Source organism: Streptococcus parasanguinis (assembly GCF_016648925.1).
Classification (GTDB): Bacteria; Bacillota; Bacilli; order Lactobacillales; family Streptococcaceae; genus Streptococcus.
In genome coordinates, this window is the sequence record NZ_JACLQX010000011.1 from 15,233 (window position 1) to 41,412 (window position 26,180).

The 26,180-nt window shown below is 38.2% G+C and carries 33 protein-coding genes and 1 pseudogene; 5 read left to right on the forward strand and 29 right to left on the reverse strand.

Annotation, left to right across the window (positions count from 1 at the left end; translation table 11 throughout):
• The first annotated feature begins 108 nt into the window (after positions 1-108).
• Entirely contained in the window at positions 109-351 is a 243-nt protein-coding gene (locus tag H7T97_RS05430; protein WP_003016441.1) for a type B 50S ribosomal protein L31, read from the forward strand.
• Between the two features lie 114 nt (positions 352-465).
• Here H7T97_RS05430 and H7T97_RS05435 read toward each other — a convergent pair whose 3' ends face one another.
• The 5 genes from H7T97_RS05435 to H7T97_RS05455 all read right to left on the reverse strand — a co-directional run bounded on the left by H7T97_RS05435 (position 466) and on the right by H7T97_RS05455 (position 5,566).
• A complete protein-coding gene (locus tag H7T97_RS05435; RefSeq protein WP_070594517.1) occupies positions 466-1,230 on the reverse strand; it encodes a (S)-acetoin forming diacetyl reductase in 765 nt (254 codons plus the stop codon).
• Between the two features lie 310 nt (positions 1,231-1,540).
• Entirely contained in the window at positions 1,541-3,049 is a 1,509-nt protein-coding gene (gene glpK / locus H7T97_RS05440) for a glycerol kinase GlpK (protein ID WP_201089649.1), read from the reverse strand.
• Between the two features lie 182 nt (positions 3,050-3,231).
• A complete protein-coding gene (locus H7T97_RS05445) occupies positions 3,232-3,903 on the reverse strand; it encodes an ankyrin repeat domain-containing protein (protein ID WP_201089650.1) in 672 nt (223 codons plus the stop codon).
• A 167-nt stretch (positions 3,904-4,070) separates the two neighbouring features.
• The gene (locus tag H7T97_RS05450) at positions 4,071-4,817 is read right to left on the reverse strand and encodes a CPBP family intramembrane glutamic endopeptidase (RefSeq protein ID WP_201089691.1); all 747 of its coding nucleotides are present in this window, start codon (positions 4,815-4,817) and stop codon (positions 4,071-4,073) included.
• A gap of 161 nt (positions 4,818-4,978) precedes the next feature.
• Positions 4,979-5,566, reverse strand: a complete 588-nt coding sequence (locus H7T97_RS05455; RefSeq protein WP_134974846.1) for a TetR/AcrR family transcriptional regulator — start codon at positions 5,564-5,566, stop codon at positions 4,979-4,981.
• A 154-nt stretch (positions 5,567-5,720) separates the two neighbouring features.
• Here H7T97_RS05455 and H7T97_RS05460 point away from each other — a divergent pair, with 154 nt between their 5' ends.
• The gene (locus H7T97_RS05460; RefSeq protein ID WP_201089652.1) at positions 5,721-6,341 is read left to right on the forward strand and encodes a class I SAM-dependent methyltransferase; all 621 of its coding nucleotides are present in this window, start codon (positions 5,721-5,723) and stop codon (positions 6,339-6,341) included.
• A gap of 171 nt (positions 6,342-6,512) precedes the next feature.
• On the opposite strand, the gene H7T97_RS05465 is transcribed toward H7T97_RS05460, so the two are convergent.
• From H7T97_RS05465 to H7T97_RS05505, 9 genes are all read right to left on the reverse strand, one after another.
• Positions 6,513-7,265: a CPBP family intramembrane glutamic endopeptidase gene (locus H7T97_RS05465; protein WP_201089654.1), complete on the reverse strand. Its 753-nt coding sequence runs from the start codon at positions 7,263-7,265 to the stop codon at positions 6,513-6,515.
• Positions 7,266-7,287: 22 nt separating this feature from the next.
• Positions 7,288-7,704, reverse strand: coding sequence for a hypothetical protein (locus tag H7T97_RS05470; protein ID WP_049490771.1), 417 nt, complete (start codon positions 7,702-7,704; stop codon positions 7,288-7,290).
• Positions 7,705-7,707: 3 nt separating this feature from the next.
• Positions 7,708-8,595, reverse strand: a complete 888-nt coding sequence (locus H7T97_RS05475; protein ID WP_201089656.1) for a DUF4300 family protein — start codon at positions 8,593-8,595, stop codon at positions 7,708-7,710.
• A 201-nt stretch (positions 8,596-8,796) separates the two neighbouring features.
• The gene (locus H7T97_RS05480; protein ID WP_195529062.1) at positions 8,797-9,570 is read right to left on the reverse strand and encodes an Ltp family lipoprotein; all 774 of its coding nucleotides are present in this window, start codon (positions 9,568-9,570) and stop codon (positions 8,797-8,799) included.
• 202 nt (positions 9,571-9,772) lie between these two features.
• The gene (locus H7T97_RS05485) at positions 9,773-10,084 is read right to left on the reverse strand and encodes a hypothetical protein (protein WP_195529063.1); all 312 of its coding nucleotides are present in this window, start codon (positions 10,082-10,084) and stop codon (positions 9,773-9,775) included.
• Positions 10,085-10,194: 110 nt separating this feature from the next.
• A complete protein-coding gene (locus H7T97_RS05490; protein ID WP_201089658.1) occupies positions 10,195-11,952 on the reverse strand; it encodes a glycoside hydrolase family 13 protein in 1,758 nt (585 codons plus the stop codon).
• 253 nt (positions 11,953-12,205) lie between these two features.
• On the reverse strand, positions 12,206-12,817 hold the full coding sequence (locus H7T97_RS05495; protein WP_023023568.1) for a Fic/DOC family protein: 612 nt from the start codon (positions 12,815-12,817) through the stop codon (positions 12,206-12,208).
• Positions 12,817-12,993, reverse strand: a complete 177-nt coding sequence (locus H7T97_RS05500; RefSeq protein WP_003017298.1) for a hypothetical protein — start codon at positions 12,991-12,993, stop codon at positions 12,817-12,819. Before H7T97_RS05500 ends, H7T97_RS05495 begins: the two co-directional genes overlap by 1 nt.
• A 119-nt stretch (positions 12,994-13,112) precedes the next feature.
• Positions 13,113-14,132, reverse strand: coding sequence for a DNA/RNA non-specific endonuclease (locus H7T97_RS05505; RefSeq protein WP_155125324.1), 1,020 nt, complete (start codon positions 14,130-14,132; stop codon positions 13,113-13,115).
• Positions 14,133-14,261: 129 nt separating this feature from the next.
• On the opposite strand from H7T97_RS05505, the gene H7T97_RS05510 reads away from it, so the two are divergent.
• Genes H7T97_RS05510 through H7T97_RS05520 form a run of 3 tightly spaced genes read left to right on the forward strand, consistent with a single transcriptional unit; the run spans position 14,262 to position 16,590 of the window.
• Positions 14,262-15,065 carry a MerR family transcriptional regulator gene (locus H7T97_RS05510; protein WP_201089660.1) on the forward strand — a complete coding sequence of 268 codons (804 nt, stop codon included), beginning with the start codon at positions 14,262-14,264 and terminating at the stop codon, positions 15,063-15,065.
• Positions 15,062-15,877 carry an ABC transporter ATP-binding protein gene (locus H7T97_RS05515; protein WP_023917889.1) on the forward strand — a complete coding sequence of 272 codons (816 nt, stop codon included), beginning with the start codon at positions 15,062-15,064 and terminating at the stop codon, positions 15,875-15,877. Before H7T97_RS05510 ends, H7T97_RS05515 begins: the two co-directional genes overlap by 4 nt.
• Entirely contained in the window at positions 15,874-16,590 is a 717-nt protein-coding gene (locus H7T97_RS05520; protein ID WP_023917887.1) for an ABC transporter permease, read from the forward strand. The genes H7T97_RS05515 and H7T97_RS05520 overlap by 4 nt, the downstream gene beginning before the upstream one ends.
• Before the next feature lie 235 nt (positions 16,591-16,825).
• On the opposite strand, the gene H7T97_RS05525 is transcribed toward H7T97_RS05520, so the two are convergent.
• The 15 genes and pseudogenes from H7T97_RS05525 to H7T97_RS05595 form a co-directional block, all read right to left on the reverse strand.
• Positions 16,826-17,269, reverse strand: a complete 444-nt coding sequence (locus H7T97_RS05525; RefSeq protein ID WP_195529104.1) for a GNAT family N-acetyltransferase — start codon at positions 17,267-17,269, stop codon at positions 16,826-16,828.
• Between the two features lie 84 nt (positions 17,270-17,353).
• Positions 17,354-17,872, reverse strand: coding sequence for a DUF3278 domain-containing protein (locus tag H7T97_RS05530; RefSeq protein ID WP_195529066.1), 519 nt, complete (start codon positions 17,870-17,872; stop codon positions 17,354-17,356).
• Positions 17,859-18,059 carry a helix-turn-helix transcriptional regulator gene (locus tag H7T97_RS05535; protein ID WP_021153061.1) on the reverse strand — a complete coding sequence of 67 codons (201 nt, stop codon included), beginning with the start codon at positions 18,057-18,059 and terminating at the stop codon, positions 17,859-17,861. Before H7T97_RS05535 ends, H7T97_RS05530 begins: the two co-directional genes overlap by 14 nt.
• 172 nt (positions 18,060-18,231) lie before the next feature.
• Positions 18,232-18,669: a hypothetical protein gene (locus H7T97_RS05540; RefSeq protein ID WP_195529067.1), complete on the reverse strand. Its 438-nt coding sequence runs from the start codon at positions 18,667-18,669 to the stop codon at positions 18,232-18,234.
• Positions 18,670-18,683: 14 nt separating this feature from the next.
• Entirely contained in the window at positions 18,684-19,022 is a 339-nt protein-coding gene (locus H7T97_RS05545; RefSeq protein ID WP_021153060.1) for a type II toxin-antitoxin system RelE/ParE family toxin, read from the reverse strand.
• A complete protein-coding gene (gene relB / locus H7T97_RS05550) occupies positions 19,015-19,308 on the reverse strand; it encodes a type II toxin-antitoxin system RelB/ParD family antitoxin (RefSeq protein ID WP_195423090.1) in 294 nt (97 codons plus the stop codon). The genes H7T97_RS05545 and relB overlap by 8 nt, the downstream gene beginning before the upstream one ends.
• Before the next feature lie 259 nt (positions 19,309-19,567).
• A complete protein-coding gene (locus H7T97_RS05555) occupies positions 19,568-20,305 on the reverse strand; it encodes a DUF4336 domain-containing protein (RefSeq protein ID WP_003003604.1) in 738 nt (245 codons plus the stop codon).
• A 32-nt stretch (positions 20,306-20,337) separates the two neighbouring features.
• Positions 20,338-21,114 (reverse strand): alpha/beta fold hydrolase, encoded by a 777-nt coding sequence (locus H7T97_RS05560; protein ID WP_201089662.1) that lies wholly within the window; start codon positions 21,112-21,114, stop codon positions 20,338-20,340.
• 131 nt (positions 21,115-21,245) lie between these two features.
• Positions 21,246-22,124 carry an aminoglycoside phosphotransferase family protein gene (locus H7T97_RS05565; RefSeq protein WP_201089664.1) on the reverse strand — a complete coding sequence of 293 codons (879 nt, stop codon included), beginning with the start codon at positions 22,122-22,124 and terminating at the stop codon, positions 21,246-21,248.
• Between the two features lie 106 nt (positions 22,125-22,230).
• A complete protein-coding gene (locus tag H7T97_RS05570; RefSeq protein WP_195487131.1) occupies positions 22,231-22,839 on the reverse strand; it encodes a Type 1 glutamine amidotransferase-like domain-containing protein in 609 nt (202 codons plus the stop codon).
• A 176-nt stretch (positions 22,840-23,015) separates the two neighbouring features.
• Positions 23,016-24,059 carry a DMT family transporter gene (locus H7T97_RS05575; protein ID WP_195487130.1) on the reverse strand — a complete coding sequence of 348 codons (1,044 nt, stop codon included), beginning with the start codon at positions 24,057-24,059 and terminating at the stop codon, positions 23,016-23,018.
• Positions 24,060-24,364: 305 nt separating this feature from the next.
• Positions 24,365-24,685: a TfoX/Sxy family protein gene (locus tag H7T97_RS05580; RefSeq protein ID WP_070845560.1), complete on the reverse strand. Its 321-nt coding sequence runs from the start codon at positions 24,683-24,685 to the stop codon at positions 24,365-24,367.
• Between the two features lie 21 nt (positions 24,686-24,706).
• Positions 24,707-24,868: pseudogene (locus tag H7T97_RS05585) on the reverse strand (VOC family protein); the annotation flags it as partial.
• Between the two features lie 93 nt (positions 24,869-24,961).
• A complete protein-coding gene (locus tag H7T97_RS05590; RefSeq protein WP_070845563.1) occupies positions 24,962-25,453 on the reverse strand; it encodes a nucleotidyltransferase in 492 nt (163 codons plus the stop codon).
• A 73-nt stretch (positions 25,454-25,526) separates the two neighbouring features.
• Positions 25,527-26,135 carry a Type 1 glutamine amidotransferase-like domain-containing protein gene (locus H7T97_RS05595; RefSeq protein WP_201089666.1) on the reverse strand — a complete coding sequence of 203 codons (609 nt, stop codon included), beginning with the start codon at positions 26,133-26,135 and terminating at the stop codon, positions 25,527-25,529.
• Positions 26,136-26,180 lie beyond the last annotated feature (45 nt).

Here is a 26,180-nt window from a genome sequence, read left to right on the forward strand (position 1 = left end):
AAATAAAATTAGTGAAAATACTTGTCAAGATCCTGGAAATTTGGTAAACTAGTTTAGTAACAATCTATGGCTCGGAAAGAGACCATGGCAGAAAGGAAATATTGCAAAATGAAAAAAGATATCCATCCAGAATATCGCCCTGTTGTCTTCATGGACACTACTACTGGTTACAAGTTCCTCAGCGGTTCAACTAAGTACTCTAGCGAAACAGTTGAATTTGAAGGTGAAACTTACCCATTGATCCGTGTTGAAATTTCATCAGACTCACACCCATTCTACACTGGACGTCAAAAGTTCACTCAAGCAGATGGACGTGTGGATCGTTTCAACAAAAAATACGGTCTCAAATAAGAACCAACACAGAACCACTCCCGAAAGGGAAGTGGTTTTTTTGAGTTCTATTTCCTTTATTGTGAATGCACAAAATAAGAGGTTAGGATGTTGATCCTGACCTCTTTTTTCATCTTAATGGAACTGCATTCCACCATCCACGATAATGGTTTGACCTGTGATGTAGTTTGAATCAGGTCCAGCAAGGAAGCTGACCGCTGCTGCTACATCTTCTGGTTCTGAAAGACGTTTCAAAGTGATATCTTTAGCGAATGTTTGCATACCCCATTCGTCGTCTTTGCCTGCATTCTTACCAACTTCATGAGCAATGTCAAACATCATTGGAGTCTTAACGATACCTGGTGCATAAGCATTGACAGTGATTCCTGAATCCGCCAAGTCACGCGCCAAGGTTTGCGTAATCCCACGAACAGCAAACTTGGTCCCACCATAAATGGTCAAGTTTGGATTTCCGACAACCCCTGCTTGTGAAGTCGCATTGATGATCTTCCCACCATGACCTAGTGCTTTGAACTGTGCTTGAGCTGCTTGTGCACCCCAAATCACACCACCAACGTTAATAGCAAATGTACGTGTGAATTGTTCTTCTGTAATCGTATCAAGTGGTGTAGTTGGTGCAACACCTGCATTGTTCACGACAACATTCAAATCTCCAAAATGGTCAACAACCTTTTGGAAAGCTGCAGCCACTTCTTCTTTTTTAGACACATCAGCTACGACTGCAAAAGCATTATCTGCGGACAACTCAGCAACTGCTTTTTCAGCTGTTTCAGCGTTGTAGTCCAATACTCCAACCTTAAAGCCATCTTGCACCAAACGTTTTGCGATTGCAAAACCGATTCCTTGACCAGCACCTGTGACAATAGCTACTTTAGACATATGATTCCTCCTTGGTATCAACGATACCAGCAAACGTTCCTATCAGAACAGCAAGGGTTGACAACTAGTTTTGATGGGGTCTATTATAAATTTCCGACAAAACTATGCTAATAGTATACTCTTTTGTGAAAAACATTTCAATCTCTAGCCTATTTTTTCAAAAAAATAGTTTATTTATATGATATTTTTATTTAGTGATAAATGAACGAAAGCGTGAAATAGAGTATGTCTTTTACTCACAATGGATCACTATTCTATTCTGTAACCCCTACATAAAAAGCCTTCTTTCGAAGGCTTCTCTTAGATCTCTTTAGTCATCAGACTCTGCAAATACTTGAGTGGCTTTGACTGCTTTCTTCCACCCCTTGTACAATTTCTCTTTGCGAGCTTCATCCATCTTTGGTTCAAAGATTTGAGCTGCTCCATGAAGAGATTTTAATTCATCTAAGTCCTTCCAATAGCCTACTGTCAGACCTGCTAGGAAAGCTGCCCCTAAAGCCGTTGTTTCCAAGTTTTTAGCGCGGGCAATTTCAATTCCAAGAATATCTGCCTGAAACTGCATTAAATAATCATTTTTCGCTGCCCCTCCATCTACTTTTAGGACAGGGATAGGAGTTTTGGCGTCTACCTGCATGGTGTCGATGATATCGCGTACTTGGTAGGCAATTGATTGAAGGGTTGCTTTGATAAAGTCTTCCTTGGTCGTTCCCCGAGTAAGTCCAAAGACAGAACCACGCGCCTCTTGATTCCAGTATGGGGCTCCAAGACCCGTAAAAGCAGGGACCACATAGATTTCATCCTGGTTCTGGGACTTCAGAGCATAGGCTTCCGATTCAGGAGAACTGTCGATCATACGCAGACCATCGCGAAGCCATTGAATAGCACTTCCAGCGATAAAGATAGAACCTTCTAATGCATAGTAGACCTTGCCATTGATCCCATATCCGATAGTCGTCAGCAAGTTATTTTCTGACAACTGCATCTCTTCACCCGTATTCATAATGATGAAGGATCCAGTTCCATAAGTATTTTTGACCATACCAGGTTCAAAAGCCAATTGACCAAAAAGGGCGGCTTGCTGGTCTCCTGCCATCCCCGCAATCGGTACTTGTCCACCGTAGAAATGGAAAGGGGCAGTCTTGCCATAGATTTCAGAGTTTGAACGCACCTCAGGAAGCATGGCTTTAGGAATGTTGAGGATTTCTAAGATTTCATCGTCCCATTTCAGATCCTTGATATTGTAGAGCATGGTACGGGCAGCATTGGAATAGTCTGTCACATGGGCTGCTCCATCCGTCAGCTTCCAGACCAACCAAGTATCAATAGTCCCAAAGAGCAATTCTCCTTTTTCCGCACGCTCTTGTGCTCCTTTAACATGATCCAAAATCCAACGAACTTTAGTTGCTGAAAAGTAAGCATCGATGACCAAACCTGTCTTTTGGTGGAAGGTTTCTACATAGCCTTGGTTTTTGAGCTCTTCAGCTAGTGGAGCAGTTTGCCGTGATTGCCAGACAATAGCATTGTAAATGGGAAGACCCGTATTCTTATCCCAAACAACTGTCGTTTCCCGTTGATTGGTAATACCGATCGCCTCGATTTGATTGGGCTTGATGCCACTTTCAATAAAGACTTCAGCGATCACCGACTGTACAGAGTTCCAAATCTCATTAGCATTGTGCTCCACCCAACCAGCCTGCGGAAAAATCTGAGTGAATTCCTTTTGACTAGAGCTAACTTGCTCGCCTTTTTTGTTAAAAATGATGGCCCGCGAACTAGTGGTTCCCTGGTCAATCGCCATGATATAGGTTTCTATTGACATAAACTGTCCTCCTAAATAAGGTACTTAAACATCTTGTTCTTTCATAAACTAGTATACTCTATTTCATCTAGGAATTGTATCCATTTTTTTAATAAATTACTGTCTAAATTTTCCAACTGCTTCTAACTCTATCAGATCTAATTAAAAGAGCCCTAAGGCTCTTCTTAGTATTTCAAATGTTTTCAAGATTTGCTCAGATCTAAGCGATTTAAGAACTCCATGGTCGGACTGTCCTGGTAAAGTTCTTTGAGAGGAATCTTATGATAGGCAGAAATCTCTTCTGATGTTACACCGTAACGAATCAGGAGATCATAAATACGATTTAAATCATGACGTAATTCATCCGTAATGAGGACATTATCGCTCGTTTCTTTTGTTTTCCAATAATAAGATGGCAGAACTTCCTTGGTTTCTATTAAAATATTTTGCAATAAAGTTCCCCCATGACTATCCTTCTGAGAGATATCTGCTCCAAGTTCTAACATTTTTTTAAAAACCTTGAAGGATTGGTCAGCTTTTTCCTTAGACGAATACAACTGATATTGACCATTCCAACGTTTAATCATGCGCCTGCAGTCAAATACAGCTCTTCCACCGGCTGTTTGGATGACTGGTTGACAAAATGGATTCAGCTCTGTCGGCTCTTCGATAAAGTTAAGATCTGCCCCTCTATCAATGAGTAAGTCTGAAATATCTAAATGTCCCGATTTGATAGCGACTTGAAGGAGCGACTGTCCTTGATCTCTTTTAGGTTTGTCACCCGAGACAGCATTGACTTCTTCAGGCTTTTTATCCAATATCTGACGAACTCCCTCTAGATCTCCTCTTCGCAACAACTGAAAGGTTTTTTGCATGGTTTTCCCCCTCTCTCATTATAGATAAGAATAACACTGTGTTGATACTTTGATCCTATCTCTAGGTTCTTCGTTAAACTGATTATACCATTTTATGAACTCTACATTGAAGTCCTAAAGGATAAAGATGACAGACTCCCACCGAAAGAGGTACAACTCTATTTCTATTATTTTCGTGCAGCCACCAGCCAAGAGGCTACTAGGATTTCGAAAATAACTAGAAGGATAATCTGAGGAAGAGAACTTTGAACCAGCATAAGAACAGCTAGACTATCAATTAGCATATGAGCGAGGATACATGAAACAGCTCCTTTCGAGTACTCCCTAAGCGCTCCAAATAGGAAGGTATTCCCTAAGATCATCAGGTAAAAGATGAGATAATTGGACGAGCCAGCTGTAATCCATGGGAGTTGATAAATAGGTATATGCCAGAGGAACCAGACAATGGAAAGAACCATCATTTTAGGTATAAAGTGCTTACTAAAGGAAAGATGATCTTGTAAAAACCAACGCCAACCGACTTCTTCTAGGCCTCCATATAATAAGGTCCAGGGGAAATAAAGGAAGAAGGCCAAGAGGGAGTTCCCAGTAAAGTGAACATTCATGAGCAGGATGGAAAACCCATAATAGATGAAAGGGATGAAGAGAGCTAGAATCCAGGATAGGGGAGTTTCTTTTTGAAGAAAGACCTTTTTGAAAAATTCACCCAAGGAGTTGACTTCACCAAGGACAAGAGAAAAGACAGCAGCCACAATCATGGGAATACAGTTCATTAGGATAAACAGGAGCGACGCCCCCATACTAGTCCTATCTGGGAAACACCAAAGAATCACTTGCCCTACTATAAATGTAGTAAGGAGGGCAGTCAATGCATACCAGATAGCGACTGATTGTTTTGAAATAAATTTGCTCAAACCTTTCTCGATTTCCTCCTGTTCATTTTCTGTAAAATCTTTTAAGTCCATAACCTACTCCTCTTTATCTTTATATAGTAGATTTTACACTCTTACATGTGAATATACAACTAATTGGGATGGGATGCTGCTAGCTGTGAACAATCATAGAATAAGGAAAATCATGATTTCTTTTTTCCTAAAATACCGTACAAAAAGATCTGATGGATTTGCTTAACGTCTGTTTCTAAATTATCACTATGGGCTAACTGATTTCCTACACTATTAAGAGCATCCATGACATTTAAAATAAGCTCTGTTGACAAGTCTCTAGCAATCAGCCCCTCTTCTTTCCCGAGATTAATATAAGTGCGATAAATATCCCGTTTTTTTGCGGTTATCGCTTTCGTTAGGAGACTTGAGAAAGCGGGATCTCTCAGCGTTTTATCTTGAAAATAGTACGAGATTTGCTGACTCATTTTCTCCTGACATAGGTCTAAAGCCTGGTCCAATTTTGTATTAAAAGCTAGATTACTTTTTAAAATATCCTCGGCTTGCTGGGTTATTTCTTCAAACAAGTCATTAACACAGAGAGCCACCAAATTATCTTTGCTCTTAAAATAATTGTAAATAGAAACAGGTGATACTTCTGCTACCTCTGCAATAGATTTTATACTCGTTTCCTTAAAACCTTTTTCTTTGAATAGACGCAAAGCTGCCTGAATAATCGCTTGCTTCTTTTTCTCAGTCGTCTTTTGATATTGATTCATATGAACACCTCAGTTACTACCAATTGTAGCATAAGTTTGAAATATATACCTGTATATTTCATTTTTTCTTGCTATTCTGACTACTTTTCTCTATAATAAAGTTTGAAATTTAATTATTGCTATTTCAAACTTTATTTGCAAAAAGGTGAGGAACATGTTCATTCAATATCTTATAAAGCAATCTAGAAATCCGAGTGGTTTTGTTGGCCGAGTGATTACCAACATCTGGTCGTCCTATTTTAAGGAACTCAGCCTTTGGGCAATAAAACAAACCACTATCCCTAATAATAGTCGGATTTTAGAAATCGGTTATGGCGGTGGTAGCACTATCAAAAACCTACTTGCTTTAGATAAAAATCTTTACATTCATGGCATTGATATTTCCAAGGAGTCTTATCAAACTGCTAAACGGATGCTTTTAAAGTCAATAGAAAACGATAGTGTCCAGCTGATGGTTGGAAATGTTGAAAACCTTCCCTACCAAAATCATTATTTTGATCTTGTCTTTGCCATTCAGACTCATATTTTCTGGAAAGAATTAAAACAAAGCTTTCAGGAAATCTATCGAGTCATGTCCAATCATTCTACTCTGATTATTGCTTCCGAAAAAGAAAAAATTAAGTATCATATGACAGATTATGGAACAAGTTCTGAATTGAGTCAGTTATTAACAAATGTTGGCTTTTCAAAGATTGAAGAAAGGCAAAATCACCAATGGGTTTTATATATTGTCACGAAAAGTGAAAAAAATAAGAGTCAAATGGCGACCAAATAGCTCTTACTCTACTTGTTGAGCTTGAATTCACCCTAAAAGTATTTAGGGCATAGGAAAAGATGACGAGTTCATTAGATTTTTACTAAAACCTTAAAGCCATATCAAAAGAGCAGTTCAAAATAACTGCTCTTTTGATTTATAACTATATGAAGCAATGGAAATCAAGCCATCTTAGGATTTCACTTTCTCCATACTGCTACTAGCAATTCTCATGGCAAAAAAGATAATAAGCACCTTAATCACAAGGGATAATCCAAGGCTCTCCTCAGTTGATGACAGTTGCGATAAAGCATTGATCAACGCATGTGTCATCACACACAGCCAAAGACTTCTGGTCTTTGTATAAATGGCGGATAGGATGAAACAATTGCTTAATAAACCAAGCAAAAATGGTATCAAATTAACCATTGCGAGAGATCCATCAATGTAAAAATAGAGCAAATGCCACAGTGACCAGGCTACAAATGTACAAAGCGTCGATACTATATAGGTTAACTTTTCTTGCAAAGTAGGCTGAAAAAAATAACGCCAACCGATTTCTTCGATACCACCAAAGACGAGGGCTTTTACAAATAAAATTATGGGGAGATACCAAGTTGGAATAATCATTTTCCCACTCAAAACCAATGGTAAAAAATCCAATCCTATAAAAATGAGGACTAAGAGATAGTTAAGAGGAGCTTGTTTGACTTGAAAAAAATCTTTTAGAACTTGTTTGAAACTAGATTGATGGTAGTCAATACTGGCAAGACTACCCCAAAAAGCTGATGACAAGCCACCTACAATAATAGCGATGATCCCAAATGATGATGTAAAATCAACCTTGACTCCTCCTGCTCTTAAAAACCACACCAGAAGGCAGACTCCTAATACTTGACCAAAGGTCCCTAACAAATACATAGATAGGGCTTGTTTTCTACTCATTCGTGATTCCTTTTTCTCTCATTTAATTTCCAGTGCTATCTACCTTAAACCCATACCTACCTGCATTTCGTTTTAGCTTCTCCACCAGCTCTTCATTCCGCTTGCTTTTTCCAAAAAAGAAGGGAATAGTCTTTCCATTTCTAAGCTCGATATAAAAAGCATAGCGAGCCCCGCCACCAGATCGTCCACGAAAAATTGCATAGGTGATTTGCTTGATCTCTTTCAGTGGGATCATTCGCCGACTGAAACACAGAGCGACATGGATATAGAAGATTCCAAGGCTAATATGGAAAGGAGCAAAGAAGGGACCACTACTACCCCTCGCGATTGCCCTTCTTCTCAGGTAAAGAAGAACAGTGGAAAAGAGCAAGAAAACTAACACATATAGAATCGGAGCATACTCCATTATCTTTCTAAATTCTAACACGCTGTCTTTCATCCTCTACTTCATCTCAACCCATTTTTCATTGTCCATGATAAAGGGCTTAGCCAGACCTTCGCCTGTGTAGTCTTGGTATTTGGTCTCCAAGTATTTGTAGACATCTTCCTTGGTCGCAAACTTGATGGCTTGATAGGGCTCTTCGAAGGTTAGCTTTTCGACAAAGAGATAGCTGTCCTTGGCAGGTACCAAAACGCCCACGTGACCAACAAAAAGGGTATTACCGTCAAGGTTATCATGAACGATGACAGAAAGCATGCGCGCATTTTCATTGAACTTGAAATGAGCAAAGTATTCTTCCATCTTCTTGGCATGGACCTTGACATCTGTTGTCGCCTCTGTCGGAACCCGTGAATACAGAATGTTAAAAGCTTCCTTGTCTGCCTCATCGAAGATCTTCCCTTTGTCAATGGCATCATTATCCACGAATAAAAGTTCACTATCCGCTTTCATCTTAGGAATCTCGATGCGATTCTTCAGAAGAGTATAGCTATTGATCCGGCAGTTGGTCCCGACGAAATCGCCCTTTTTCTTGGTCCACAAGTCACTGATCTTCTCAACATTGTAGTCTGTTTTCTTGAACTTACTGAAGTCACCCGTCAAGCCAACAGAGCCGACAATGCTATCGTAATCCGTTACTAGACCCAAAAACTTGTCTACACTGTCCTTATCCAAATAAGCAGACAAAAGACTCCGCACTTCTTCGACACTTGCCTTGCTATTAAGGTTGCTGTAGGTGCCCTTGTAGCGCTCCTTATCTGAACTAGATTTCTGTACAGTGGAACTTGCCTGCTTTTCCTTGGATTGCTTTTGGTTGCTACCACAAGCCGCTAAAGCAAAGATCGCCAAGGCACAGCTAGCAAGGAGCATGATTTTTTTAGATGGTTTCATAAAGTGGTTCCTTCTCTATTGATTAAAATGTTTGTTCTATACATTTTTCATATCGATAATCCTTTTCCTCTATTATAGTTTAAAACTAGCTTTGCTCCAACTATTTTTTACGAAATGAGAAAAGTTTATAAGTAACAAAAAAGAGCTGGCAGACTGTCCAGCTCTTTAATATGTTACAAAAATCAAAATTAAAATTATCGTTTAATCAGACCAATCTATTTTGGCATGTTCTATTGCGTACTCGGCTTCTTCTTGAGTAAATTTTCTTTTTTCAACAAGTATTTCTAATATCTTTTCTTTCGTAATCTTGCGACCGTTTGCATAAGATTCCGCTTCTTTCACAGCGTCCTCCTTCCAATCGAAATTAACATGTTCTACAGCATAGTCAGCCTCTTCTTGAGTAAATAGTTCAACATTTATAAGTTGCCAAACTAATTTTTCTTTTGAATAACGATACCTTTGAAGTGATTTTGCTGCTAAAACAGCCTGCTCTTTCCAGTCCATATTAAGCTTATATATAGCGTACTGGTTAGCTCCTTCTGAATAATTATAAATCTTTATTTTATTTTTGATAGCCTGCTTCGAAATAGGAGAATCCTTTGACAGTTGCTTAGCTGTTGCATATGCCCTTTTAAATTCTTCTTCTACTAAAGTTGGATGAAAAAGTTTTTTCACAAGCAAATTAAATAATAATTCTAAATCGTCCTCATTTTCATCACTTGAAGAAGTGTATTTTCTATAATCATAATTCTGTGTACTAGAACTTGAAGTAGCGTATTCTTGTTTTGATGATTCAAAATCATCCTTATTTCCATCACTTGAAGAAGAGTATTTTTGTACAGGATTAGTCAACTGTGATCCTGAACGTGAATTTATCCATTTATTATAATTTATTTCATAATCAATTACTATAAGAGCTAGCATTCCTGCAAATAATCCAAAAATTGTAAAAATAAATATCAAAAACTTTTTCATCATGACTCCCTTTACTTGTTTCTCTCCAATGAAATTTTCATCCCTCTGGAACTGCTTTCATTAGTATTATATCATGAAATATTGTTCATTTTTATTTACTAGTGTAAAAGTCTCTATGCTAGCAAATTAAAAAGTGACTGCATTTCAACTGCAATCACTCGTTCATTTGTGAGATAAAAAATAACAAAAGTATTATAAAAGATTATTTAATCTTATGTTTGTTCATCTTTTCTTCAAAGATGCCTGTCATAATCTTGCGGAGCTCTTCTCCTTCTTTTTCAGGAAGGTCTCCTTGGCGCTTGGCCACGGCATAGAGTTCAGGGTATTGCTTGGCTACACGCTCAACTGTCTTGGTCGTCGCATGTCCTCTGACAAAGAAAGGAATGCGTTTAATCCATTCTTGTGGAACAAGAGCGAGCAACTTCTTCGCCGCTTCCTTATCAGAAATCTCAGCCGTGCTCAATCCTTGCTTGATTTGTTCTTGTTCTTTTTCTGTAAAATCTTTTAAATCCATAGTAAACTCCTTATTTGTTTATCTAAGGACACATTATACACCTATGTAGAGGAATGTACAACTAAAGGATTTTGGAAAATAGTACACAAATGCGTCCATTAGACATTGATTTATCCGTTCAGTTCTTCTCTACAAATAACAAATCCATTTGGTTGAATGATCAATCGATCATCGGAAATGCTTCCAAGACTGATCAGATCTGCTTGTTCTCTTTCTAAGACAAAGACTTTCTTGGAGTGGTTAAAGTAGGCTTTGAGAAGGTGGCCTTCATGCTGCCATTCTACTGCTACTACATCTAGCTCTACTTCTTTCAGACTCACTTTACCATTCTGGATCAAGCCGGCTACTTCTTTTCGGAGCTGGATCAAGTCCTTCATAAAATTCAGCATGTCATTATCCGCTGACACGCGCTCCCAAGGCATGACACGCCGGCAATCTGGGTCTGGACCACCGATGAGGGCTAGCTCCGTCCCATAATAGATACAAGGCGTTCCGCGTTGCAGATAGAGGAAGGCGAGGGCAGACTTGACAGACTGAAGATCGCCTTTGGCCGTCGTCAAGATGCGCTCTGTATCATGCGAGTCCAAGAGGTTGAACATAACCTCAGAGATCTGTTGCCTGTAGTACATCGACTGGCTATTGATCTCCCAAATGAAGCGCTGGGTCTCCTTATGGCCCCGCAGGAAATAATCCTTGATACTTTCAGAAAGGGGATAGTTCATCACCGCATGAAACTCATCACCATTGAGCCATGGTTGGGACGAATGCCAGATTTCCCCAAGGATATAGAGATCCGGCTTCTTGGCCAAGACCGCCTTACGGAAATCCCGCCAAAATTGATGGTCGATTTCATTGGCCACATCCAGTCGCCAAGCATCAATATCAAACTCTTCAATCCAGTAAGTCGCCACCTTCAAGAGATAGGCCTTCACCTCAGGATTAGCCGTATTGAGCTTAGGCATAAAGCCCGCAAAGGCAAAAGCATGGTAAGACAAGTCGCGACTATTCCACAGATTTTCTGAGGAGACAGGGAACTCTTTGATATGGAACCAGTCCTTGTAAATCGAATCCTCCCCGTATTTGACCACATCCTGCCATTGGGGTGAATCATAACCAATATGGTTGAAGACGGCATCCAGCATAATCTTCATCCCACGCGCGTGGGCCTCTTTCACTAGCTGGCGGAAGGTCTCCTTATCACCAAAATGTCGATCAATTTCAAAATAATCAATGGTATCGTACTTGTGGTTACTTGGAGACTCAAAAATCGGGCAAAGATAGAGCCCTGTGATCCCTAACTCCTGCAAGTAGTCCAGATGATCGATGATCCCTTGCAAATCACCACCAAAGAAATCCAATACTTGAGGAGCAATAGAGGCATCCCAAGGACGAACACCTTTTGGCGAAATAGCTGGATTCCCATTGGCAAAGCGCTCAGGAAAAATCTGATACCAAACCGTCTGCGCCACCCAATCCGGAACAGCACACCCATCAATCTCATGGATAAAAGGAAGCTTAAAGCCGTTCATGACAAAGTCCAGGTTCTCCTTGGTGTAGGCTGCCACACCTCGATCTCCGTACAAGATCTTCTCTCCCGCTGTGTCCTCTAATTCAAAGAGGTACTGGATCCGTGCATGACGAACCGATACCGACACTTGCCAATAATCAAAGAGGTCGTCTGTCGTCACCTTGTCCATTTCCTTAGTTGCCTCATAAAGATCCTCTATAAAAACAAAGGGATCCCCATAGTGCAAGACAATCCGTTTGATATCTTCTTTCTTGGTCCGGATGCGAATATGGAGCTGGCCATCCTTATAAAGATAGGCGTACTCTGATTCAGGCCTGTGATAAATCGCTGTTAATTCCATCTGTCTCGTCTCCTACTATACTCTCTTTTCATCATTTACCGTTTTATGCAAACGATTCCATAAACTATTTCTAGTATACTACTTTATAAAAACGTTTGCAAGATTCTGAGAGATAATTTTAGATTACAAGCTTTTTAAGATTGTAATGCAACACAAAAAGCCCAGCAATTGGGCTTAAAGATTTTTGTTGAAGTAATGACTTTACCTTATAAGCATCACTTTATACTGTTTCCTACTAAAATATACTACAGATCTATATTTCTGTTAATAGTTTATTGAACAGTTGTTCGAGCTTACTAGTATCTCCATAAACTGTTCCATCCATATATAAGTGATAGATATCATCATCTAAACCAATTGAAATTTCACATTCATAGCCTTTCATCAAAGCTAAAGAACGGATAACTTCTCGTTGAGTACGACCATTTCCTTCTCGAAATGGGTGAAAATAATTTAGATTATCTAATATCTCAGCTAAACTTTTACAAATCTCAATTTTATTATTTGCGTTAAGTAAATAGTTTGAAAGCAAAGTATTTAAAAATTTTTCTGCCATATCAAAAGACTGAACTGGCATAAAAGCATTTCCACTTTTAGAGATATTTACTTGACGGTATTGACCTGCCCAAGTATACATTCCTTCAAAAAGAAACTTATGAATCTTTAAAATATCTGAAACAGTATTTACTTCAATTGGATTAATAAACAGTTTTAAACTTTGGCTTGCTACTAAACGATATTCTAATTCTCGTGCTTTATTATCATTTTTCTCATTAAATTTATTTATGAGAACAGATGAATGGGGATAAGTGTATAAATTATCAGGGTCTATATAATCATACCCATCATATATTTTTCTGACCATTATCCAACTCCTAATGCAACTGCCTCTTCTCTCAGTCGCTCCACGTCTTCTACCGTGGGATGCCATCCTTCAATCATATTGGTGCTCAGAGCAAACCAGACACTCTTAAATACCTTTTTGTTGTCAAAAATCACACCCATAATCATCATTTTTTCTTTATCTACATCTAAGGTCATATTCTACCTCCGTCCTATTATTATAGCATATTTTCAATCATTTTAGTTCTCCTATTTAGTACTTACCCTACACAAAAAGCCCAACAATTGGGCTTCTTCATTAGCAGAATAACTGATCCTCATTCCTTACTTGTATGCCGCTTTCCAAGACTTAGCGCTTGCTCTTCTGACATTTGAACAACCTTAGAAAAATTAGTATTGCGAGGCATACTGTCCAAAGAATACCAATAAACTTCCGCACTCCCATTTCTGGCTACATAAACTACTGGAGCCAGTTGAGGAGTTGGCTCTGCAGGCTCGACAGATTGAACTGGCTGAGCTGGCTCTACTGCTTGACTCGGTTGAGGGGCTTGACTTGGTTGCGTCTCTACAGAAGGACTAGCAGGTTGAGGTTGACTACTTGGTTCTGTCGGCACTAAAGATGGCTTGGCAGTCCCCTTCAGATAGTCAATGGTCGCATTCTTGGAATAATTATCCAAGGTAACGGTGGTGATCCCATAAGCATCTACCGACTCTTTGGGACTACTTAAATTGATTGGTAGAAGGTTGCCATCTCGATCAATTCCTACATATTGCAAGGTCACCTGCCGAGGAATCAATTCATCCCCCGTATATACCGGAGTCACCTTGTAGTCTAACCAGTAATTTTGGTGGGTGGCCAGCCAGCTATCGAGTCGTTTCTCGTAGTAGAGCATGCCCTCCACATTGCTATCCGCTGTCCCTTTATAATTCCCCGTATTGGTCCAGGCAGTTAGAGAAACCAGATTTTTTCCTTCATTGGTCAGACCACTAAACTGATACCCGATCAAATGCCCTCTATGGAACAACCAGGCCTTCTTTCCTTTATTTCCATAAGCAATCTTATAATTGTGCCAACCAACCGGATTATAGCTGAGACGCGGTTCTCTTTTTTTCTTTGGCTCATCCTTGTCCTGCAGCTGAATATGAGCGGAGGTCGCACGACCTAAATGATCAAAATCCCCCAGTACTAGCTGCTTATTGCCATTAAAAGGCAGTAGATGAAGACTCTGGTAATCGAATCCAGTTTGCTGAGCTTGAGCCCCTTGAACAACAACCAAGGACATAAAAACCGAGACTATCGCAACAATAACATTTTTCAAAAACCGTTTTGTAACCATGATTGAAACTCCCACATTTCTATCTAGTGATATTATAGCAGAAAAAACGGTTACAAAAAATTTATTTTTTCAAAAACTCTTGTTCATGACCTTACGTAACGATGTATAATAAGTATGAGGAGGTGGGTAATGATGACTAAATACAGAGCAATTCCGGAAGGATTTATGACGGTTGGGGAACTTGCTAATAAAATGAACGTTACTGTCCGTACTCTACAATATTATGATAAAGAAGGGGTGCTTTCCCCATCGGCAGAAAGTGAGGGTGGTCGCAGGCTCTATACCGATAAAGACTTAGTGTTACTCCATCAGATATTGTCTTTAAAATCATTAGGTTTTTCTCTCAAGGATATAAAGGGGCGTTTGATCTCTTTGAAAACACCTGATGATGTTGCCAATGCTCTTACAGAGCAAGCAGATACTATTCGTAAAAATATTGAACAACTTAAGGATTCTTTAGTCGCAATAGAGCAGTTAAAGGCAGAAGTTTTACAAATACAGACGGTCAATTTTAAGAAGTATGCAGACATCATCGTCAATCTACAGATGAAGAATGACTCCTACTCTCTCATTAAGCGCTTTGATGATAATACACTCGACCAGATACGCAGTCGATTTGACAAGAAAAGCGGACTTGACTTTATGGACAGATTGAACCGCCTAAGTGATCAAATCGTAGAGCTTCAAAAAGAAAACGTACCAGCTGAAAGCGAACAAAGCCAACAGGTTGTGAAAGAATACTGGGGCTTGATTATGGAGTTTACAAATGGTGATATGAGCATGCTTCCTAAGTTGATGGAAGTTGGTACTATTGATACCGCCTCAAACGCTTGGGAAGAAAAGCAAAAAATCGTCAATGATTATATAGGACCCGCCCTACAAGTCTATTTTTCAAGGCTTGGAACAAATCCTTTTGAGGAGGTAGAACCATGAAAAACGCAATAGAGGTTTCTGGATTAAAGAAAAGTTATGGTAGCAATATGGTTCTTAGTGGTCTCGATTTTCAAATCAAACAAGGAGAAATCTTTGCTCTGCTCGGAGTGAACGGAGCTGGTAAAACAACAACGCTTGAATGTATCGAAGGTCTGAGAAAATATGACGAAGGCACTATAGTTGTAAATGGGAAAACCGGAATTCAACTACAGTTCTCCTCTCTACCCGTCCACATCAAACCAATGGAAGCCATAAAGCTCTTTGCAAAATGGAATCATACATACATTGATGATGCTATGCTAAAGGCCCTTGGAATAAAAGAAATTGAACAGTCGCAATACATAGAATTATCCACCGGTCAAAAAAGGAGATTACATCTTGCTCTTGCACTTATCAGTAACCCGGATATTATTTTTCTCGATGAACCGACAGCGGGACTTGATGTTGAAGGACGACTATCTCTCCATGAACAAATCCGAAAGCTCAAATCACAGGAAAAGACAATCGTCTTGGCAAGCCACGATATGGCCGAAGTTGAAACCCTATGTGACCGCATTGCTATTTTGAATAGTGGAAAGATTGTCTTTTGTGGTACTCCTTCAGAACTGACAGACAGGTTGGGAAGAAAATATTTCATCCATTTAAAGACCCGGGACGGAGAGGAATCTTTTGAAACAGATACGATCGAGGATAGCTTAATTTCATTATTGGAAGAATGCAAACAGAAAAATATCCAGATATTGGATATCAAGGTTGATCGTGGCACACTGGAGCAGCATTTCATTGAAATGGCAAGGAGGGGTTTGGAATGAATGGTTTTTTATATAGCCTAACATTACAGTGGAAATTGGACATACGAAGTAAGTCTCTCTTGGTTACTTACTATATTGTACCGATTATTTTCTTTCTTCTCATGGGTGGTATTTTTACTTCCGTTATGCCTGAAATGGGTAGCACACTTATACAGTCAATGATTGTCATGAGTGTTTCAATGGGAGCCTTTCTCGGTTTACCGCCTTCCTTGATTGAAACATACGGAAGCGACATAAAAAAGATTTATAAAGCAAATGGTGTGCCTATTCATTTAGGATTGGTGACCATAGTTCTCTCTGCCTTTGTTCATTTGATAATGACTTGCATAGTGATCCTACTACTTGCTCCAATTTTATTTAAAGCAAGTCTACCAAGTCAATTTCCCTTATTCTTTCTCGCGCTTGCCATCTACATTTTTGTATCGTTGAGTATCGGAAGTATACTGGGCCTTACTGTAAAAAATCAAGCAAAGCTGACCATGATAGCGCAACTTGTATTTTTACCCTCAATTATGCTCTCAGGAATCATGTTTCCCATCACCTTACTGCCTGATTTTCTTCAAGCAATCGGGCGTCTTTTCCCCGCTTCTTGGGGATACCGCTTGATGCTAGATCATGGTTTTGGTCTTGAAAATCTTTGGTATCTGATTCTTGTATCTTGCATTGCAATAATATCATCTATCCTCCTGTTGAATAAACAAAAATCTAACTAGATGCCTGAATAATTCCATGCCAGCTTTTACTTTAAAGCAAAAGCGAGATAGATCGTAAAATCAAATGAAGAGAACACCAACAAAAAATCATCTGTTGGTGTTCTCTTCATTTTTAGATTTCTGAAAAAACCTCTTGTCCATGTATCAGTAGGTACCCTTTAACTCTATTTTTCATGAACATTGTTTTATAAACAGTAGATTACAGTCTTAATATATATGGAGATATACAACTGTTCTATATCAACTTATATTCATACCAATTTTCATCTACTTTCTGAAATCCCAAAGCCAAAAACATTCTTTGACTTTGAGTATTAAAAGGATAAATTTGTGCAGTTACCTTAACCATTTCTTTCTCTTTAGCCAGCTGTATCATTTCAGAAATACATCGTCTTCCTATCTGTAAATTTTGATACTCTTTGCTGACCACTATAGAAAGTTCCGAGTTATCTTGAAGTGTCACATCCCCAACTAACACTCCCTCATATTGGATATAATAGCAAGATCCGTGTGAAGTTAGGTAATCATACATTTTATGAAGTTTTGTTAGATCGTAAATCTGATCAGTATTATCTACTTGTTTGCAAACCTCACTATCTTGATACCAAAGAAGGGAAATGTCATCATTCCTATAATAAGGAATAAGTACTATCTGATCATCTACTATTCTATTCATCATGACTTTTTCTTTCATCATAAATGGTTTCTATTTCCATTTAGCTCTATCTTATCAGAAAAATAACCGGTCTTATCTCTAATGGACCTACTCCCGGATCACTTTGATTTTTCTTCTATTTGCAATGAAATTACTCAAGAAACTAATCATGGTAATCAGCCCAATGACAAGAGGGAAAATAAAAGTGAAATACATTTCAAAGCTTATCTTATTTTCTTGTAGCAATCCTGTTCTCCAAAGACCAATCGCAACAAAAATAGCTAGTCCCATCACAATCAAGGTTTGAAGGAAAGTTCTTTTTAGCATCTTTTTCTTTGCCTCTCCTACTTCATCTTCTGAAACCTCATAGATGTCGAGTTCCAAACGATGAATCACTTGCTCTTGTTGGTACAGGGAGTAGCAAAATACTAAAAACGTGATCACACTGACAGAATCCGTATTAAACATGAAACTGAGCAGGAATCCAAGGATAATTCCCGACATAAAGAGCATGTACATGTTGTTCCCAAAAGTACTCAATTCTTTTTCCTTGTATTCGTCAAGCTCACCTGTAATATCGTAGAAAGCTTTCACACATTTCAATTGCCAGTTTTTATTCATCATCATCGATCCTCCAAAATAAAGAATTCAAATCCGTCCCAAGCTCTTTTGCTAGATTGATACAGATATCTAGGGAAGGGTTATACTTCCCATTCTCAATCATATTAATCGTTTGCCTGGAAACTCCAATACTTTTTGCCAAAGCCAATTGAGAAAGTCCAAGATTGACTCTGTATTCTTTCACACGGTTCACTTGGCACCTCCTAAATGTAAATGTGTCAAATATATTTGATACATTTATTTTACAATACTAGTTGCCGGATGTCAACTATATTTGACATCATTTCCTAAAACTATTTTCTCAACTTTAAAAGCATTAAAAAACGATAGACGTCTGTAGCTATCGTTGTGATTTCTTTTATATACTATCTAGAGGTTTCTTCCGATACTTCAATATTCCCCATCACCCAATTGGACATCTTTTTGCCTTTGTCTTTATAAGGGTTAGGAGGAAACAAGGTGAAAGGGGGGATGCTGGCATCTGGGAAGAATAGTTCTACGCTTATCGTTCGCTCGCGATTATGATTGACGTAGGCTGTAAAATAGATATGGTAATGTCCACTCACATCACCACCATTATCATACTCTCCTCTAGCAGTATTTGGCAATAAGGTCACGGACTTTATGCCCTGCTTTTCCTGGGCTAGATGTACGATGATCTCACGCTTAATAGCAGTCTCATGATTTCTGACGAAATTCCCATCATCACTGTATCCAGGATGCTCACTAAGAGAATAGAAAATAAGGACCATCAGAAAGGGGAGAGAAATTAAAAAAATAATCAGCTTATTGGATTTTAACATGGGGGTTCCTCAATCTACTTATAAAAAATATTCACCCAATCCTGCTTTGCACTGAGTATACGAGCAACATACACTGTATGCTTCTCCATATAATAAAATGCGAGATAGTTCTCTATTGGCATATAACGATAGGGTTTTCCATCATTCGTCATCTCACCATAGCCCCGGCTTGATACCAGAGGACAGGCTTCTGGAAAGAGTTCTAGGGTCTCAAGAGCACTTAATAACAAATCAACTTTGCTGTCTGCAGCTTGCTGGCTATAAAAATTCACAAGAATATAGTCGTGAATATCACGCAAGTCCTGCTTAGCCCGATCTGCAAGAAAGACCTGATAGCGTTTCAACTTAGTCAAGACCAAATTCCTTTCTCACATCGGCTACAGAAGTAACTTTTCCTTGAGCGATTTCCTGGTGCCCCACTAAAATCTCCTTCTTCAAATCCTCAAAGGCCACTTGATACTGCGTGTTCTGCAAATCACTCGAAACAAAATCTTCTGGATCCACAGTCCCGTTGGCAATTTTTCGAAGTGCTGCATTTAGGACATCTGACACAGAAATTTTTTGATCCGCAAGCACCTCTTTTGTTTTCTGGTAAAACATCGCATCTGCTCGAAAATTCACTGCTTTCGTGTTTGCCATTTCTACCTCTCCTTTGTACATACAATTTGTATATACATTCTACCATACGAAAGAGAAGGGATTCAAGTGAAAAATGGATTCTTCTTTCACTAAATCTAATTAAGAGATACCGTTAGTTAATCTATATTCTTTCTCTCGTGTCAACTGATACCTCTTAGAATCAACAATTTAAGTAGATTCCACATCTTAATTTAACAACTCCAAGTAATTTTAGTCAATTATATTAGATATATTTTATTAATTTCTTTATAGTAAATTCCTATTTCTCTAGCCAAAAGAACGCTTGGTTTAACATCTCTTTTGTTTGTCCAATGATACACGGTCCATGAGAAATAATAATATTCTTAGGTTCCCATTTCTTTATTTTATGATAACTCTTCAATGCTTGTTTTTTACCAAATAAAAAGGTCATTCTTAAATCTCTTGGTGTTTTACCATTTGGATAGTGATTATCACCTATTTTTAACAGTAGCTTTTCAAAAATCGATAAATTTTCTGTTTCTATGTTTTCAATAAGATCCGTTAAAATTAGAGTTGAACTTTCAGTATGGAAAAAAACAACCTCTTTCACGTAAAAACTTCCCTCAAATGTTGTAAAACAAATTTCCTCGTTCCAATTGGCTTTCTCTAGTTCATGACCATAATATAAATTCATTCCCGATTTTCTGGCACGCTTTTGAACACCACTAGCTAGCCATACTTCTGCTTCCGGAAATAGTTCGTGCCACTCATTTATATAACTATAATGTAAGACATTGGGTGCAATAAGGTGTTTTACCTCACCTAATTGCTTGATTTCAAAAAGTAAATTATCACTAGGCTTAATCGGCGAATGCACCCAAAGACCACCATTCTGCAGACGGATAACTGTCATTCTAGTTGAAAAAGGCACTTTGAAGAGTTTGAAATTCATCAGTACTTCTTCCCCATCTACAATCCAGAGGTTATCTGCTATCTTTTTTAATGAATTGAGCGGACTATATTTTTTGACTTCCATGAAACTCTGCTTTCTAAATTAATAAAGTATAATCAATCGTTATTCTCCAAAAATGGTACCACCAAATCAATCCACTCTTGAGGCAGGTAAGCTGATAGATAGCCATGGTTATACCCCTTTGCTTCATACAGGATAGTGTTGGGATGTAGCTGCTGAAATAATTTCGCCGATGCTTTCACACAGTTCAATTCTTTTTCACCGTAGATATACAGAACCTGCGCCTTACTGGCAGAAATCGTGTCCTTCAGCTTGTAACGCCCCAGATAGGTTTTGTAAATGGTCACCAATGTTTTGATAGGCGTCCTTGGCAGATCCTCCAAATAATAAGCTTTTATTTCCTCTGGATAAGCGAGTTTAGGATAGAGTTTGTTCATCATGCTTAATTGAAGTTTGCAAGAGAATTTACTGAACATCAGTTTACCAAATAAGGATACTAGAAAGATGCTGATTTTAGCTAACCTTGGTTGAGGAATACAGAGGCTTCCATCTATGATAACCTTCTCAGCTATCTCGCTGTCTAATGACAAAAGTTCCATGGCAATTTGACCACCAAGAGAAACGCCACCGATCGCAAACAACTTCCCACCACAGTTTGCTTTGATATAGTCTAGGATCTCCAAAGCAGAATCTTCAGTAGAAACATAATCGAGTTGATATTCTTCACCGTGACCATTCAAAGTAGGTAAAATAACACGGTAGTCTTTTGATAAGATACGTGCTTGACGAAGATAATTCCACCAAGAACTGCCACCGCCATGTATCAGTAAGATAGGAGGCAAGTTCTTATCACCAAATTCATGGAATTTCATATTTAAACTCCTTACTATACCAGTTTAACTTGTATTGATTAAAATCACCCATATTAAAGATAGTCAGATGTGTTTAAATTTGGGCAAATAATCGTGTCATATTTTCCAAAAATGATATTCCAACGTTTACATTATTCAGTCTTCTTCTTGTTCAAGTACCAACTAGGAATGATTTGATTCATATCATCATACCATTCTAAAATTTCCTTAGCTTGATGTTGCATTACTGATATTTCTTCAGCTCCGTAAGGTACAGCCCATGACAGAGCACCAACTATGTTATTTAGAATATAGATAGCGAGAAGCTTCCAAAATAAATCCGGAACCTTATGATCAAAATATCCATCTATCATACCAGACGCAAAAGAGGGAGAGACTTGAGCAGACCATACAATACGATTGAATTCCTCCCAAGGATCCCCGACGTCAAAGCGATCAAAATCAATGACATAAATTTTACGATCTTCACCAATCATGAAATTTCCTATATGATAATCTCCATGTTGGAAAACCTGAGGTCTATCTTTTAACAATTCTCGATTTGCATTTAAAAACTCAATAAAGATCTGACCATTTTCATATTGAACTGGACATTCTTTGTATTTGGAGATTTTGTCATCAATTTTTCGATTATAAAAGACCTCCCAATCATCACGAACTTCTGTAACTAGGAGTGAATGAATTTTTCGAAGGATTCTTCCTGCTTCTAGTCCGTAAATGTATTGTTGTTCTTTTGAAACAGTTAAAATTGTTTCTCGAGCATCTTTCCCATCTATCCATTCATGTAAAGAATTTACTTCGTCATCGCAGAGTTCAAAGCTAATTGGTTTACACATCGGAACTCCAAGAGAAGCTACTTTCTCCATCATATCAAATTCAAATTTTTTAGAATCTAACTTCTCCTTATCAGAAACACGCAAGAAATATTTTTGCTGATTTTGATCTGTCACACAATATTTTTTATCATCTGACCAGCCTTTATTTATGGCTATCTTACTACTAAAATTCATCACGCACTCTCCGATTCACTTTCCAACACTTCTTGCAGTTTTCACTAGTAACCCATCCAGTTTGTCTACACTTTAGTTACCTAGATCAAGATTTAGATAATGAAAACTAGTCAATTTTCTCAATAATGTTTCCAAGTTTATCCAATACAAGACATGAATGATCATTTAGTGGAATTATGGGAACATGAACGAGTTCTTCAGCTCTATCCTTATTAGCTTTATCATTCCAGGAATCATAATGGACACTAATTAAAAACTGACTAAAGAGTCCTAATCCATTTTTTATCTTTATATGATGATCTGAATGATCATTAGGTGAAACATAGACTTTTTCTCCTAATAATAGGGCTCCTGCAGAAAATCCCATAACTTTCGCCCCTTTATTCAGCATATGAACGATATAATTTTTGAACTCCTGATTGACATAAGTAGCTAGATACTTTTCCGTATTTCCACCACCGATGATGATGACATCAGCATCTAGATAGCTATCAAAATCAATCTGCTCAGTGTCCAAGAGTAAGTAATCAGTGTTTAGGTTAGAAAAATGGCTTCGGAAAACTTCCGTGTACTTTTTCATATACGGTTCCCAATTTTCTCGATAAACTGTAAAAATGACAATTCTTTCGATCTTCCTTGATGACACAATTTTATTAACAATCTTATGATTCTTTATCGGCGGATTTCCACCCATCAAAAAAATTTGTGCTTCCATTTTTTCTTTGTCCTTTCTCAAAAACGAGGCAAAGATGGTACTCCAACTTTTAATCTGTCCATACAAGTTTTACCGATAGCTCTCAGAAACTCTTCGCATCTACCGAATTTCAGAACAAAGGCAGCTCATTCTGATTTCATATCAGCCTCTCGTAATAGCCTATCTTCTATTTGCTTTTACCTATCTTTTTCCTCTGCTAGACACTCTAGCTCCTCGATAGAATGACGATGTCTGTGCTTCTCTTCTGTTAGATAATGCTTGTGGACATGCGAATGCCTTACCGTATGCGTGTGGGTACTTCCGCCATGGCTATGCGTGAATGTATGCTGGTGTTCATGGTCATGTTGGCGAATAAACGTATCGACTACCACTAAAGCAGAACCAATGACCATCACGATCAAGGCGATCACATACATCCAGGATAAGGATTCACTTAAAAATACAAAAGCAAGGAGAGCCCCGATCAAGGGATTGACAGCATAATAGGCACTAGTTTTAGCTGCTCCGAGAACATTCTGGGCTCTCACATACATGAAAATGCTGAGTCCGTAGGCTACAAAACCTAAAGCCAAGGCAATGGCGATAAAGCCAAATCCTGGAAAGGACTCTCTTTTTATCAGGGCAATGACCAGGGCTCCAAGACCAGAGCATAGGCCTTTTAGCATCACAATTTGATAAGTGCTCTTTGATGATAGTTCTCTAGTGCAGTTATTTTCAAGTCCCCAGCAAACGGTAGCCATGATCACCAGCAAAGAACCATAAGAGAAATGAAAGCTGTCTGTTCCTTCAAACGACAGCAAGATGCTTGACAGGGTGATTAGCCCAATAGCTACCCATAATCTTTTGGTTACAGCTTCTTTAAAGAGAATCAGTGCAATGACCGTCGTCGCCACAATTTCAAAATTCCCGAGAAGCGAGGCATTAGCTGAGGAACCATAGCTGATTCCAAGCATCAGAAAAATCGGTGCAGCAATATCGAGAACAATCATTCCGACAATATAGGGAAGATCTGCTTTTGTCAGGCTCTCAGCTTTCTCTCTATCCTTCTTATTAAAAAGTGACATCATCCCAATACCAATCCCGGCACCGAGATACAGCAATGCTGCCATTGTAGTCGGGCCCACATGCTGCAAAAGAACCTTTGATATCGGTACATTTATGGCATAAAAAACAGCTGCCAGAAAGGCAAACATAATTGCTTTGAGCTTATTTTGCTCCATCAATTTTACTCCTCTATTTCATTATTTCTGGTCATGACATCTATATCACAGCCCAGATCCAAACCAAAGTATCACTCCATCCAAACAGGTATTTCTCTTAGAACTCAAAAGGTTTGGGGAGTTCAAAGCTCCAGTGGAGCTTTGAAGCCTCTCAGCTTGAAATGTCAAAGCGAGATGTTTAACTGCGTTTTATTAACAAACTTATACACTCGACATGCGCAGTCATCGAGAACATATTCACATACTTTTTAACGATAGCATAAGATTATCGTTAAATGGTATTACCTAGATAAACTGAGATTTTATTATTTCTTTTTCTTTGGTTTTGGTGCAGGTAACTCATCATACATTGAATTAAATAAGCCGGTTAAATATTCTTTGTTGTCAACATCATCTACCAATAGCATTTCCTTTGCACCTTCATAAGGCAATTCGTATTCTACATTCGGCATATACGCTATTGCAGATTTGACAGGCTTCACTAAAAATCTATCATCATAAATTCCACCCATGATTTTCCCTCGATAATAAATTATATACTCACCCATCATTGCTCTATATGATATTTCTTCCAACTCGGACAATTGTTCTAAAATGAAATCTAAATATTCTTTACTTGAAGCCATTTTTGCTATCTCCCTTAATTACTAAAATTTCAATAGTCCATTTTCATCAAATTGAAAATTGGGTCCCCAAGAAACTTCCCAATAATATCCATCTAAGTACGAAAAATATGCGTGATATCCACCCCAGAAAAGTACCTGTGGCTCTTTTACAGTTTTTCCACCTGATTTTACTAATTCTATTACTAGCCAATATAGTATAAATTAAATAAGCAATAAAATGATAATAAAAATAACATAGCAGCCAGTCTTACAACTTACTACTTTTCATATGATAATTTACAAATGTCTTTCCAGCCACTCGATCTTTTTAAAATCCTTATTGTTATTGTGATCATTTCGATAGGAGTCTTGAGAAGAAGCTTTGTAAATACTTAGATACTGCTCCAGACTTGGAAGACGAAAAGTGATGCCTTCAATGTGAATAAGCTCTATATCCGATTCCGAAACTCCTGCAAAATCAGGTAAGGAATCGATACTTCCAAATTCAACACTCACTCTATCCTTTTGGAATTCATGCTCATGAATGTCTATTAAGACGTAGCCTAAGTCTTTCATCACTTTCATTATCTTGTCCCAGTCATAAATTCTGAGATGATCAGGTGCTTCCCAACCTCTAGGGTCACCAGGCACATGAATGTCAATGTCAGACGGTCCCCAATTTTCTTTCGTTCTAAACTCCAATCCCAAAGACCCCATCAGTGTCGGTGTAATTCCGACTCGATTTAAATGGAAACAAATGGTTTTAAATTCTTCAAATAAGAGACTCATGTTTACTCTAAACCTTTCATATAAATGTTCGTTTACACTTTAGTTACCTAAAACAAGATTTAGATAATGAAAACTAGTCAATTTTCTCAATAATGTTTCCAAGTTTATCCAATACAAGACAGGAATGATCATTTAGTGGAATTATGGGAACATTAACGAGTTCTTCAGCTCTATCCTTATTAGCTTTATCATTCCAGTAATCATAATGGACACTAATTAAAAACTGACTAAAAAGTCCCAATCCATTTTTAATCTTTATCTGATGATCTGAATGATCATTAGGTGAGATATAGACCTTTTCTCCTAATAATAGGGCTCCTGCTGAAAATCCTATAACTTTCGCCCCTTTATTCAGCATATGATCGATATAATTCTTGAACTGCTGATTGACGTAAGTAGCTATATACTTTTCCGTATTTCCACCACCGATAATAATTAGATCAGCATCTAGATAGCTATCAAAATCAATCTGCTCAGTGTCCAAGAGTAAGTAATCAGTGTTTAGATTAGGAAATTGACTTTGGAAAACTTCCGTGTACTTTTTCATATAGGGTTGCCAATTATCTCGAAAAACTGTAAAAATGATAATTCTTTCGATCTTCCTTGATGACACAATTATATTAATAATCGTATGGTTCTTTATCGGCGGATTTCCACCCATCAAAAAAATTTGTTCGTCCAATCTTTCACACTTCCTAAAGATACATGAATTTTGACCACGTTCTGA